This is a genomic window from Dorea chungnamensis (assembly GCF_039832125.1).
Taxonomy (GTDB): Bacteria; Bacillota; Clostridia; order Lachnospirales; family Lachnospiraceae; genus JAFBIX01.
The window spans coordinates 1-12,544 of record NZ_JBDOHT010000001.1 but is presented as its reverse complement, the minus strand read 5'-3'; the positions used below and the strand labels follow the sequence as shown (position 1 = coordinate 12,544).

Below are 12,544 nucleotides of genomic sequence, written 5' to 3'. Positions count from 1 at the left end.
TTCTAGTATTTTTCCCATCCTGCTGCAATCTTCTCTCGCAGTTCATTCAGTGTGCGGATTCCTCCCAATGCGTCAAATGCAGTCACACAGGAAGCACCTTCCGCCGCTGCGAGCGAAACAGCCTCCTTAGGTGAACTTCCTTCCAGCACAGCCGTAAGGAATGCTGCTATACTGGTATCACCTGCGCCTGTCCCGGACAGAACACATTCCGGCACAAAGCTCTTCTCGAATCCTTCTTTGTCAGCCCATTGTTCCAGATCCAGTTCCACCCGCGTTCCAACTTGCTGCAGCACATCCTTCTCAGCTGTGCGGTAATACATTCCAGTCGCTCCACACTTAATCAATAATACTTTCGCTCCGTAAGACATGCAAAGATCAGCCAATGGTTTTACGTCGTTTTCTATATCCAGCACAGAAGTGATCTCTTTTCCTTTTGCTCTTTCTCTCCATTGTGCAAACAGCTTTCGATCAAGCATAAAACACAATTCCTCCACACTTGGGACGAAGAAATCCACATAAGGAATCACTTTCTTAAGAATCTTATTCCAATCTTCTCTTCCTGCCTCTGAATTTTCATCAACCACCGCCAGATCCAGTGAGGTGGCAACGCCTGCTTTCTTAACCTTCTTCATCATCCTGACCAGACCGCTTCCCTCATTTCTGTACATAGAAGCCATGACCGATGGATATCCATAGTGGAATAATGCAGCTTTCTCTAAGTCCTTCTCTGGAATATCTTCCGGCTGGAATGTATGATTCGCGCCAGGATTGTGCAGGAACATCCGGTCAATCCCCGGAATTGCCAGGACAATCGAACTCGACGTTGCCTCTCCTTGTGCAACGATCATCCCCTGATCCGCATCATATTTCTTCAATATGCTTAGGACCATCTCTCCAAATGGATCATCTCCCACCTTACCCATCAGAGACACATCGGCCCCCAGAATCTTCATGGCAAGTCCAGTGTTCGCTACTGCTCCACCTGTATGTACATCCACATTCTTCGTCTCTATTGATCTTCCCGGAAGCAGAAAATCTGCGATATTCTCAACCTTTTGCTCTGGGAATAACGGTGTAATATCCAGACAAATATGTCCGGCTACAATTACTTTCTTTGTCATCATCTTTCAACCTACTTTCTGTCACGAACTATTTTCATAAAAGATGTATTTATCATACCATTAATTCTTATTTCTTTCAATTCGGGAATACACCTTCCATACAAGAACAAAAACTCCACAATATAGCAAATTCATGTTTTTCTGTACATCAACATCGGCATTGTAGTACAATAAATGACAGATGAATCGATTGACAGGGAGGAAGGTATATGAATCAAGAAGTGACAGAAAATAAAAAAATTGCAGTCATCGGCATCGGCGGTGTCGGTGGATATATGGCCGGTATGCTTGGAAAACATTATCCACATGTTACATTCGCAGCAAGAGGACAGCGTCTGGAATCCTTACAGACGAACGGCCTGACACTCCACAGCGACTATCATGGAGAGATAACCGTAATGCCAGAAAAAGTAACGACCATTGAAGATCTTGAAGAACAGGATTATATCTTTGTATGTGTAAAAAATTACTCTCTGGAAGATGTATGCCACAGTATGGAGCATGCGGTAACCGATCATACAGTGATCATTCCCGTTATGAATGGCGTAGATCCCGGTGACCGGATCCGAAGTATTCTGCACAAAGGCATTGTTGTAGATTCCCTTATCTATATCGTAGCCTTTGCAAACGCTGATTACTCCATCACACAGCAAGGGGATTTCGCCAACCTGTATATCGGCATTCCTCATGCAGATGCTGCACAGCAGCAGGCAGTACAGGCAGTATCTGACCTTTTATCCGGCGCCAATATTGATCACAAAGTTGCTCCTGATATTGAACAGGCTATCTGGAGAAAATATATCTTAAACTGCGCATACAATGTCACAACTGCCTATTATAACAACACCATCGGCCAGCTTCGGAACGATCCTGTAAAAGCAAAAGAATATGAAGATCTGGTAAATGAAGCTTATCAAGTTGCATTAGCCAGGCACGTCCATGTAACACAGGCTCATATTGATTCTATCATCCGAAGATTCTACCACGAGCTTGCGGAAGATGCCACCAGTTCCCTGCAGCGGGATATCTGTAATGGAAAAATGTCCGAATTAGAGACATTCAGTGGATATATTGTACGAGAAGCAAAAAAACTTAATGTTCCAGTTCCAACAACCCAAAGAATGTATCAGGGATTGATTGACATGGCCAAATAGTGCTTCTATAAATGATGGAGGGAGCATAACTATAACACAAGTTATACTCCCTCAAATACAAGTAATTCCTCATCTTTCAATAATATTTTTATAGCTTCTCCTCTAATATCCTCACAAATTCACTTAGTCCTTCTCGGTCCGTTTCATCGAATCTTGCCAGAATCGGACTATCAATATCCAGCACCCCTATCACATGCCCGTTCTTATGTATTGGAAGGACAATCTCGGAATTCGAAGCACTGTCACAGGAAATATGTCCTGGAAACTGGTGCACGTCCCTCACCAGCATAATCTCATCTCTTGCCACCGCTGTGCCGCACACACCACTTCCAATCTTGATCTCCATACAGGCAACCTTCCCCTGAAATGGCCCTAGAATCAGCTTACCATCTTCCATAAGATAAAATCCCGCCCAGTTAATATCTTCCAGGCTTTGCGCCAGAAGAGCAGATGCATTGGCAAGCTGAGTAATCTGATAAGGTGTTGCACCAAGCAGGTTCTGGAGCTGCTGGTTTATACGCGTGTATTGTAATTGTTTCTTCATCTATGCTTCCTCCAATCTGTCTTTTAGACAAGAAAAGCAGCCATGAGATTCTCACGACTGCTTTTTTGCAAATCATAATCTGTTAGATATTCAGCAAATCACTGTATACCTTCAGTGCTCCGTCTGTTTCATGAGCAAGTACACGCTTAGCTAATACTTTTCCAAGCTGAACACCTTCCTGGTCAAAGCTGTTCAGATTCCATACGAATCCCTGGAACATGACTTTATTCTCAAAGTGTGAAAGCAGCGCACCCAATGATTTTGGATTCAGCTGTTCTCCAATAATAATACTTGACGGACGTCCACCTTCGAACTTTTTATTACGATTCTCATCATCTTTTCCACATGCAAATGCTACAATCTGTGCAGCTACATTTGCACATAATTTCTGCTGGCTTGTACTATCCTGAATCACAACATCAGTACCCATCTGATTGCTCTTAAATCCAACGAACTGGAGTGGCACAATATCCGTTCCCTGATGAAGGAGCTGATAGAAAGAGTGCTGTCCGTTTGTTCCCGGTTCTCCAAAGATAACTGGACCTGTCGGATAAGCTACTGGTTCTCCAAAACGATTCACAGATTTACCATTGGACTCCATATCCAGCTGCTGCAAATGTGCCGGGAAGCGGCTGAGTGCCTGAGAATATGGAAGGACTGCCGTATTCTGATATCCAAGTACATTGCGCTCATACACACCGATCAATGCATCCAACATCGCCGGGTTCTCCAGCAATTCTTTATTCTTGGAAAGTTCATCTTCCTTGGCTGCACCATCCAGGAACTGAGCAAATACTTCTGGTCCGAATGCCAGGGACAACACAGCTCCGCCAACTGCAGATGTTGAAGAATAACGTCCGCCAATATAATCATCCATAAAGAATGCAGCAAGATAATCATCACTCTTTGCAAGCGGAGAAGTCTCACTTGTAACTGCGATCATATGCTTGGATGCATCCAGTCCAGCTTTTGCAAGCGCATCTTTTACAAAGGACTCATTGGTCAATGTCTCAAGTGTTGTACCTGATTTGGACACAAGTACGAAGATAGAATGAGCGATGTCAATATTACTCAGAACGCCTGCTGCATCATCTGGGTCAACATTACTGATAAACTGAGCTTTCATCTTTAATGTATCATTTACCTTCGCCCAATTCTCAAGAGCCAGATACATTGCACGAGGGCCAAGATCACTTCCGCCGATTCCGATCTGTACAACCGTTGTAAATTTCTCTCCGGCTGCATTCGTAATCTCTCCGGCATGTACTTTATTCGCAAATTCCGCAATCTTGGTCTGCTGTTCTACATAAAAGTCTCGTTTATTCACGCCGTCAGCTACAACATCCTCTCCCAGCTGTCCACGGGTCAGCTGATGGAGTACCAGACGCTTCTCTCCAGTATTGATCACCTCACCATTGTAAAGTGCCTCATATTTTTCTGTAAGCTGAGCCTCCTCTGCCAATTTCGCAAGTACTTCCAATACAGCATCATCCACCTGCTTCGCACCATAGTTAAAAGCAAGGCCTTCTGCCATTGGTACGCTGTATTTCTTCACACGCTCTGCACCATTTTCTCCCGCCATAACTTCAGCAAGATTCACACGCTTCGCATCCAAAAGCTCCTGAAAAGAAGCCAGTTTATCTAAGTTATTCCAAGTAATCATTGCAGTTTCCTCCTCATTGCTAATACATTCTATTAAAAATTATACTATTAAACCAAGGCTAATTCAATACATTCATTTTATGCAGATTAAAAAAGAAGCCTGGAGATTTTTTCTCCAGACTCCTCAGCACACTTTCATCTTTCTATTTTTTATAATGTTCCACCAAAGTCGGTCTGCAGTGCCTGACCAGTGATAGCACGGGATTCATCACTTGCAAGGAATAACAGAATGTTTGCCACATCATTTCTAGACAGAACTCATTGTCGATAAATATTTGTTGTATATATACCGCATATACGGTATAATTAATTGTGAGGTGAACAAATTATGTTGAAATCTTTTTTGGAAAATAATCATATATCCATGTATAAGCTTGCGGGAAGTAGCCGTGTTCCTTACAGCACCTTAAATGATCTGGCGAATCACAAGCTACCTGTTGAAAAATTAAAAAGCGGACAGTTATATGCATTATCTGAGGCACTGGGTATATCAATGAATGAACTATATAAGATGTGTCTTTATACCTGTAACGTTCAATCTGAAAAATATGACACCACTGCTATTATCTGCATTAAGCATAAGACGTACTGTTTATCTTTTGTTAAAGACGGAAAAACTTATGAAGAAGAAATAATGCCGGTAAAGCATGAAGCTACGCAGGTTATTGAGGAACTGGCAAAATGGAAATTAGAAGAGCTGCTGGCAAAGCTCGCAATGGAGGATGCCTATGAGACCATATATTCTAAAACGACAAGATAATGCCATTGCCGTGATTAATCTTACCGAAAATGGTTCTATACAAGATTACAAATTATTTGACAATAATGCTTCTCTTGCTCCATTACATAATCCAGACAGCACCGACTGGCTTAAGAAGTGGTGGGCAAGACGTGCCGTCCCCATTTTCCAGGGACATATCAGGCAAATGCTTGTGGACAAGGACCTTCTGGGGCCGGAAGACTACCTCGCAAAAAATCTTGGGCTCTCACTTACCGACTATTACTGGATATCTCCTGTTGACTCCGGTCTTCGGTGGAAAGATGTAAACTTATTTGAAAATAATTTTCACAATGATATCAACATAGAAAATGACGGACCTGACACTCCCGATGGCATTCCACACTATACACCAAACAGTTCTCTCCAGGGAACTCTTGAAAAATGCTGGACTATCCGAAATGGCAAGCGTGGAATGATTAAAGGAAATCGAGATGCATTATCTTAGGAATGCTTCAATGAAATTATCGCCACAAAGCTTCACGAACTACAGGGATTTTCAAATCACACTACTTACAGATTGTTAGAGATACATGGCAAACCATATCAATACGGTTGTTTCTCTGAACTATTTACATCTACAAAGGCAGAACTGATCTCTGCCTATGATATTGCGACATCAAAAAAGAAAAAAACAGATACCAACACATATGAACATTTCATATCCGTCTGCAATGAACATGGTCTGTCAGAAAATGAATTAAGGCCATTTCTTGAATATCAGATTATGACCGATTTTATCCTTTCCGGACGTGACAGACATTTATCTAATATAGCAGTATTGAGAGATGCCGACACATTAAAATTTACACAACCTGCCCCGATTTATGATAGTGGAAAGTCAATGTTTGTAAATGATTCTGTCCCTGACAACGACAAAGATATGCTTAAAATAGCAACTGAGAGCTTTTCTGGCACAGAGCTGGGACTACTTTCACTTGTGAAAGACCGCAGTCTGGTCGACATAACAAAGGTGCCCGATCCTGCATTTATCAAAGATCTTTACTCCCTTGACACAAACATGACTGAAAGCAGGATAAATGCAATCATCCTTGGCTATGAGCGCAAACTCGATTTATTTGCACGCTGGCAAAAAGGTGAAGATTTGAAAGCGATTACTTTCGGATTTCATACCAGGAGAAATACATCTTCACTGAGTGATATTTTTGTATAAACTTTATCTACATCCTGAAGATTGCACATTAAGCGCAATCTTTTTTCATTCGAACAACTTCACCAAATCTGATACCTCTTCATACTTTTCACTTTTTGCGATATTAATATTCAACTTTCGCACTATCTGATGGGATCGTTTTAATCCCAACAATGAAGTAGATGATCAAAATAATATAAATCATTTTTTCAGATTCACAGATAATCTCCTGATATGTAAAACAACCAATACGATGCACAGGACTGCAGTGATACTGTGCATGATTGCCCAGACTTTCCCGTCTGAAAAATGAATCGCAAAGCCGCTGAGGGCTAAAACAATAAAGTCTACCGCAAGTAATATATCAATGATGTACATCTTTTTTCGATTCAATAGAAATGTTCCTCCTTTAACAAACGTTGTTTTTCCTTCCATTCTCCACAGAATACACTGTTTTAGCAATGCGCAGCAGTTTTTTGTAAATCTTTTCCCGCAGCGTCTTCTTGACCGCCTTCGAGGATAGTTATTAGTTCAGCCTAACCAAACCTCATAAAAAACAGGTTAGTTTTATCTAACCCATTTTTACATTATAGTTATCTTTCACTAACTTGTCAAGAGATGTTTTCTAAAAGTTCTTTCCATTTTCTTATAGAAATCTGTTCATCAATTATCATAGGAGGCTGATGCTTCTTTTATTCTCTCATACAATACAACTCCAATTCCTTTTTCAGATATTCGTATCTTAACCGCTTCTCCTCTTTTGCAAAATGAACATCGCGGAATTGTTCTGGGTTGCCGTCATACACCAGTACTTCCTCACCAAACTGTTCACTCGTCAGATCAAAACGACAGTCCCCAACCACATTATAACAATGATAATTTCCACCAGGCCGCAAGACGCCATACACTTTACCGCCAAATATGTCCTGTGCTAAAAATGCTGTAATCGAGCACTGTCCCAGCGTCTTATTTTCCAGTGTCCATTTCTGCCGCATTCTTGGTGCGCAGGTCTTGGCACACCAGATTTCTGACATTGCATCATATAAATCAGCCGGTGTACGAATCCCCTTATATTGGTCTGTTACAGCCATAACATCCGCCTGTTCCCAGCCCCAAAACTTATATTCCATATGATATCCGCCCTTTTATCCTTCAAATAATGGTGTTGAATAATATCTCTCCGCAGTGTCCGGAAGTACCGTTACTACGGTCTTTCCTTTTCCAAGTTTCCGTGCAAGCTTCATTGCTGCTGCCACATTTGTTCCACTGGAGATGCCGCAGAGAAGGCCTTCTTTTCTTGCCAGTTCTCTTGCCGTCTGAATTGCTTCTTCATCTGTCACAATCACGATCTCATCATAAATCTTCTGGTCTAAGATACCTGGGATCACTCCATCTCCAATTCCCATCTGAATATGTGAACCAACTTCCTTTCCAGAGAGGATTGCTGCATTCTCCGGCTCAAGAGCCCAGATCTCTATATCAGGATTGGCCTTCCTGAGGGCCGCACCAATTCCGCTGATCGTTCCTCCTGTTCCGATTCCCGAACAGAATCCATCAATCTTCTTTCCGACCTGTTCCACGATCTCAGCACCTGTCTTTTCATAATGCACCTGATAATTGGCCATATTTTCAAATTGCTGTGGCACAAATACTCTTGGATCTTCCGCCTTCATATCCATCGCCATCTGAATACAGTCATTGATACATTTTCCTATATCACCTTCATCATGTACAACTCGGATATCTGCCCCATACTGCTTCACCAGCTTACGCCTCTCTTCACTGACAGAATCCGGCATAATGATAACCGTCTTGTAGCCTCTTACTGCTCCGACCAACGCTAGGCCGATCCCCTGGTTTCCACTTGTTGGTTCTACAATAATGGTATCTTCTTTGATAATTCCTTTTTCTTCCGCATCCATAATCATATTCAATGCCGTTCTTGTCTTGATGGACCCGCCTACATTGACCGCTTCAAATTTGACAAGAATCTCCGCACAGTCTTCATCCACCATTCGGTTCAGGCGGATCATCGGAGTATTACCCACCGCTTCTAATACGTTATTATATATCATTTCTTCTTCTCCTTTTTCCAATCACAGTGTAATCATTATAACATATGAAGCTGCTGTCCCCAAAACAATTATTTCTTTTTCTCTTTAGTTCTTACATACTAATGACACAATTCCCACCACAAGCAATATCGGAAATGCTAAATATATGAATCCGCCAACTACCAATCCTATCAAAACCAGCGGCAATAACACAACAGTGACAATGAACTTTGATATTCCCCAGGCTGCTTTAATCCCAAAGATAAATAATTTTCCAAATACCCAGATCATGCATATCGCAAATAATAGTGATAACATCTTTCCACCTCATTTCATCCGCCTTATCCTTGCTGTTTTTCCATGTTTTCAGTATAATCATTTTAGAATAAGAAGTACACCCCAGAAGCGAAGGCTTAACCATGTGTATTTCACAATTTTAGAGAAATAAGAGGAAATGATTCATGGGAAAACAATCGACAAGAGAGAATAAAAATATATATCAGTTATGCCGGGAAGCCCAAGGACTGACTCGTGAAAAGGCCAGTGAGAATATGGTCGGTGTATCCGCTTCCAGAATTGAAAAAATTGAATACGAGCTGCAGGAACCGACACCATACGATATCATTCAGATGGCCGACTGTTATAAACGGCCAGACCTTTGCAATTATTACTGTTCCCACAAATGCGCCATTGGCAGCCGCTACGTTCCAGAGATTGAAATATCAGAATTATCCACGATCATCCTGGAGACCATTGCCAGCCTGAATGAAATCAACCCATTAACCAGCCGTCTGATCCAGATTGCCCGGGATGGCAAGATTACCGATGATGAAATCAAGGATTTTGCATTTATCAGTAAGAAATTAGACGAAGTGTCCCTTGCCATTGATTCCCTGAATCTGTGGGTGGATAAGACAGCCAGCGAAAATAACATCAATATTGATCTCCTGAATGCGGAGAAGGAAAAATTGAATTCCTAATAAAATGAACTCATTATGCAATTTTCGATGCCTATTATTTCCAATGATTCAATCTCGGCACCACTGCTTCCATATGCGCACGCACCTGTTCTGCAGGCCAATCTTCATTTGCCATATGTTCTACGCAAAAATCAATCAACTCTTCATCTGTCAGGCAAGCAACTCGCTGTTGCTATATCTTTGACTAACGCATATATTCATTCGTCCATTTACCGTAAGAATACCCTTGATCTTCTTTATGGCCGGTGACACAGGCGGAATGAACATAGCATTAGCAATTGACCTGCTTTCAATCTTACCGAGATTTGTAATACTATAACCCGTCGGGCTTTCACCCCCAAAGAAAGCCGTTACAATAATTGTTCTTTTTTCACAGTAGTTTATCTCCACCTTGTTCATTTTGTAAAACTCATCAGCTTTGTGTCTGTGCGTCTGACTCTTTGTTCTTATGGCCGCAGATGCAAAATGATGCTCAATTCAAAAATATGTGCATTAAACCCCCAATCAAAAAACAAATCGCTGCTGTAACAACAGCACTGATAATAACCTTTAAGATATTTTGGTATGGACGTTTTCCTGCTTCAACCATCTTATGAATTTCATCTAATTTTTTACCTTCACAAAATGCAACAATTTCCTTATATGTCTGTATATCATTTTCTTTCTTGATTTTTTCAACTTTTGATGCCCAAAACATCGTAATCGCGAACAATACCCCGAAAGGTATAACCGCATATTGTTCTAACCAAATAAATAGCGGTGCCGCTGAGATCATCAAAATCAAAAGATGAATAGTGAAAATGTTTCCGTAATAATTAAACTTCTTAACTTCCTGCTCGTCAATCATTTCTTTCATTGTCTCTATATCTCCTTTAATCAGTTGGTCGAGAGATACATTGAACAATGAACTGAGAAGCAGCAGGCTGTGAATATCGGGGTAGCTCTTTCCATTCTCCCAATTTGAAATCGTCTGTCTTGTCACGTATACCTTTTCAGCCAATTCCTCCTGGGACAGATTAAGCGACCTTCGGTATTTTTTTATCTGTGCGTTCAGCTCCATAAAATATCCTCCTTCGCAAGTGATTTGTTCTCTTGACCTGTTCTGAGAATAATCACTTTTTCTTTTTCTGTCTATCAAACCTGTTTTACTTTGCTGAAAACACAGTGTCAAAAGTATTTGGCAGCACGTGACATGCTCCCACCACTTAACGTTGTTTGAGGTGGGGGCTTCTTACTCAATGCCCCCGAATGGGGCAAGTATCAATAAGCTATCCCCGCCTACCCGGCGGTTCGATTTCTAGCCCGAAAACGGGCATAACAACTATATTTCGTCCAGACATGGACATGAATTCAGTCTGGAAACAGACATACTTTATGCAGAGAGCAGACGCAATGCTTCTTTCCTGATATTGATCGCCGCATTCACGTCCCTGTCGTTTATATAACCACACTCACATCGATATACTCTCTCTGACAATGGTAATACCTGTTTGACCTTTCCACACTTACTGCACCTTTTGCTGGATGGAAAGAACCTGTCCACCTTTACAAGCTGTCCTCCACGGTCTTCCAGCTTATAACTAAGCATGTTCAGCAACATCCCATAACCGTTATCCACAACACTCTTCCCGAAATTCAGACACCTGCTCATTGCCTTCATGTTCAGATCCTCGACGGCAACCACATCATACTCATCTGCCAGTTTTCGACTCAACTTATGATGAAAGTCCCTTCTCTGGTTTTTGACCTTCTCATGGCAGAGTGCCACCTTTTTCTTTTGTTTCTGATAATTCGAACTTCCACACTTACAACGTGACAGCTTTCGCTGCTCTCTGTTCAGGCGTTTTTCAGACCTTCGGTAGTAATCCGGATATTCGCATTTACTTCCATCGGAAAATACTGCCAGCCCATGCATCGCATAATCAATACCGATAACCTTCAGTTCTCTTCCTTCTCTGTCCCGGACTTGGTTTTCATCCGCACAGTATTCAAAAAGGATACTGACGTAGTACTTCCCTGAAGGTTGTTTTCTGACTGTTACAGCCTTCATCCGGAACCCTTCCGGAATCTTTCTGTGGATCTTCGCCTTTACAACACCGGCTTTTGGAAGTTTGATTCCGTTCTCAAGAAGTCGAATATTCCCATTCACCAGATTCGTAGTATATGCATTCCGGTTATGATGCTTTGACTTGAATTTCGGGAACCCAATCTCCGGACGTTCAAAAAAATTCCTGTATGCCCGTTCCAGATGGAGCTGCACATTCGCCAGAGCAAGAGAATCTACTTCCTTCAACCACGAAAATTCTTTTTTATATGCTGCCGGTGTCGTCTTCAGCATCTTCCCGGTCTTCTTATATTCTTCCATCTTATCCGACAGCATCTGGTTATAGATGAATCTACAACTTCCGAATGTCTTCGCAAACAATTCTTTCTGTTCTTCCGTTGGATAAATGCGGAATTGGAAGGCTTTATTACTCTTTCTCATGTTTCTCACCCTGTGTTTTAATGTATTCCCTGATCACTTCGATTGGTGCTCCACCGGCTGTTATCAGACAGAAACTCTGACTCCAGAAAGTTTCCTTCCACAGCTTTTTACGAATCGCTGGGAATTCTTTCTTCAGGAGTCTGCTGCTGGCACTCTTGTAAGCATTGATAAACTTGCTGAGTTCACTCTTTGGCTGAGCCCGGAACATCACGTGGATATGATCACCGTCATGATTCCACTCATCCACCTCAATGCCATACCTGGGTGCGATATAAGAAAAAATTTCCCTGGCACGGTCAGAAACAGTATCATCAAAGACATCCCGTCGGTATTTTACAACCAAAATAAGGTGATAATACAACAAAAAACTGAATGAGCATTATGGTCTAACTCTCGCATAATATAAGACTTCCTTTCTTATCGACTGAGTATATTATACCACAATGCCCGCCGAATTTCAAGAACATATGTTCTTTCTTTGCAATTCATCCTGTATAGGTGTCAATGATTGGTAACACTTCACCCCTCATATAATGTCAAGGGAAAGGTGGAGATTCCTAAAAGGAATACTACCTGACCTTGACATTATCCTTCATGATATACTGGTTCACGG

At 41.6% G+C, this 12,544-nt stretch carries 17 protein-coding genes and 1 pseudogene; 5 read left to right on the top strand and 13 right to left on the bottom strand.

The annotated features are described in order from the left end of the window. Positions 1-2: 2 nt before the first annotated feature. Complete coding sequence (locus ABE613_RS00085) at positions 3-1,121, bottom strand: carbohydrate kinase family protein (RefSeq protein WP_347375461.1); 1,119 nt, start codon at positions 1,119-1,121, stop codon at positions 3-5. Positions 1,122-1,330: 209 nt separating this feature from the next. On the opposite strand from ABE613_RS00085, the gene ABE613_RS00080 reads away from it, so the two are divergent. Further along, entirely contained in the window at positions 1,331-2,275 is a 945-nt protein-coding gene (locus tag ABE613_RS00080; protein WP_347375286.1) for a ketopantoate reductase family protein, read from the top strand. Between the two features lie 88 nt (positions 2,276-2,363). Here ABE613_RS00080 and msrC read toward each other — a convergent pair whose 3' ends face one another. The 3 genes from msrC to ABE613_RS00065 form a co-directional block, all read right to left on the bottom strand. After that, the gene (gene msrC / locus ABE613_RS00075) at positions 2,364-2,819 is read right to left on the bottom strand and encodes a free L-methionine (R)-S-oxide reductase MsrC (RefSeq protein WP_347375285.1); all 456 of its coding nucleotides are present in this window, start codon (positions 2,817-2,819) and stop codon (positions 2,364-2,366) included. Positions 2,820-2,901: 82 nt separating this feature from the next. Continuing rightward, positions 2,902-4,482 (bottom strand): glucose-6-phosphate isomerase, encoded by a 1,581-nt coding sequence (locus tag ABE613_RS00070; RefSeq protein ID WP_347375284.1) that lies wholly within the window; start codon positions 4,480-4,482, stop codon positions 2,902-2,904. 149 nt (positions 4,483-4,631) lie between these two features. Then, the gene (locus tag ABE613_RS00065) at positions 4,632-4,721 is read right to left on the bottom strand and encodes a hypothetical protein (RefSeq protein WP_347375283.1); all 90 of its coding nucleotides are present in this window, start codon (positions 4,719-4,721) and stop codon (positions 4,632-4,634) included. Positions 4,722-4,809: 88 nt separating this feature from the next. Between ABE613_RS00065 and ABE613_RS00060 the strand changes: the two genes are divergently transcribed. From ABE613_RS00060 to ABE613_RS00050, 3 genes are all read left to right on the top strand, one after another. Further along, positions 4,810-5,241, top strand: a complete 432-nt coding sequence (locus ABE613_RS00060; protein WP_347375282.1) for a hypothetical protein — start codon at positions 4,810-4,812, stop codon at positions 5,239-5,241. After that, positions 5,210-5,707, top strand: a complete 498-nt coding sequence (locus ABE613_RS00055; RefSeq protein WP_347375281.1) for a hypothetical protein — start codon at positions 5,210-5,212, stop codon at positions 5,705-5,707. The genes ABE613_RS00060 and ABE613_RS00055 overlap by 32 nt, the downstream gene beginning before the upstream one ends. A 72-nt stretch (positions 5,708-5,779) precedes the next feature. Continuing rightward, positions 5,780-6,433: a hypothetical protein gene (locus tag ABE613_RS00050; protein ID WP_347375280.1), complete on the top strand. Its 654-nt coding sequence runs from the start codon at positions 5,780-5,782 to the stop codon at positions 6,431-6,433. A 180-nt stretch (positions 6,434-6,613) separates the two neighbouring features. Here the strand turns inward: ABE613_RS00050 and ABE613_RS00045 are convergent, their stop codons facing one another. The 4 genes from ABE613_RS00045 to ABE613_RS00030 form a co-directional block, all read right to left on the bottom strand. Further along, the gene (locus tag ABE613_RS00045) at positions 6,614-6,805 is read right to left on the bottom strand and encodes a DUF4405 domain-containing protein (RefSeq protein WP_235233667.1); all 192 of its coding nucleotides are present in this window, start codon (positions 6,803-6,805) and stop codon (positions 6,614-6,616) included. Positions 6,806-7,104: 299 nt separating this feature from the next. After that, entirely contained in the window at positions 7,105-7,542 is a 438-nt protein-coding gene (locus tag ABE613_RS00040) for a YunG family protein (RefSeq protein WP_347375279.1), read from the bottom strand. A gap of 15 nt (positions 7,543-7,557) precedes the next feature. After that, positions 7,558-8,487 (bottom strand): cysteine synthase A, encoded by a 930-nt coding sequence (gene cysK, locus ABE613_RS00035; RefSeq protein WP_347375278.1) that lies wholly within the window; start codon positions 8,485-8,487, stop codon positions 7,558-7,560. Positions 8,488-8,571: 84 nt separating this feature from the next. Continuing rightward, on the bottom strand, positions 8,572-8,784 hold the full coding sequence (locus ABE613_RS00030) for a hypothetical protein (protein ID WP_347375277.1): 213 nt from the start codon (positions 8,782-8,784) through the stop codon (positions 8,572-8,574). Between the two features lie 143 nt (positions 8,785-8,927). Between ABE613_RS00030 and ABE613_RS00025 the strand changes: the two genes are divergently transcribed. Further along, entirely contained in the window at positions 8,928-9,446 is a 519-nt protein-coding gene (locus tag ABE613_RS00025) for a helix-turn-helix domain-containing protein (RefSeq protein WP_235233672.1), read from the top strand. A gap of 34 nt (positions 9,447-9,480) precedes the next feature. Here the strand turns inward: ABE613_RS00025 and ABE613_RS15110 are convergent, their stop codons facing one another. From ABE613_RS15110 to tnpA, 5 genes and pseudogenes are all read right to left on the bottom strand, one after another. Continuing rightward, on the bottom strand, positions 9,481-9,561 hold the full coding sequence (locus tag ABE613_RS15110; protein ID WP_510182340.1) for a hypothetical protein: 81 nt from the start codon (positions 9,559-9,561) through the stop codon (positions 9,481-9,483). Positions 9,562-9,596: 35 nt separating this feature from the next. Next, positions 9,597-9,845, bottom strand: a complete 249-nt coding sequence (locus tag ABE613_RS00020) for a hypothetical protein (RefSeq protein ID WP_347375276.1) — start codon at positions 9,843-9,845, stop codon at positions 9,597-9,599. Positions 9,846-9,918: 73 nt separating this feature from the next. After that, positions 9,919-10,506: a helix-turn-helix domain-containing protein gene (locus tag ABE613_RS00015; protein ID WP_235233674.1), complete on the bottom strand. Its 588-nt coding sequence runs from the start codon at positions 10,504-10,506 to the stop codon at positions 9,919-9,921. Between the two features lie 312 nt (positions 10,507-10,818). Then, positions 10,819-11,931, bottom strand: a complete 1,113-nt coding sequence (locus ABE613_RS00010) for an RNA-guided endonuclease InsQ/TnpB family protein (RefSeq protein WP_347375275.1) — start codon at positions 11,929-11,931, stop codon at positions 10,819-10,821. Further along, positions 11,918-12,330 (bottom strand): annotated as a pseudogene (gene tnpA / locus ABE613_RS00005) (IS200/IS605 family transposase). Before tnpA ends, ABE613_RS00010 begins: the two are co-directional and overlap by 14 nt. Positions 12,331-12,544: the final 214 nt, after the last annotated feature.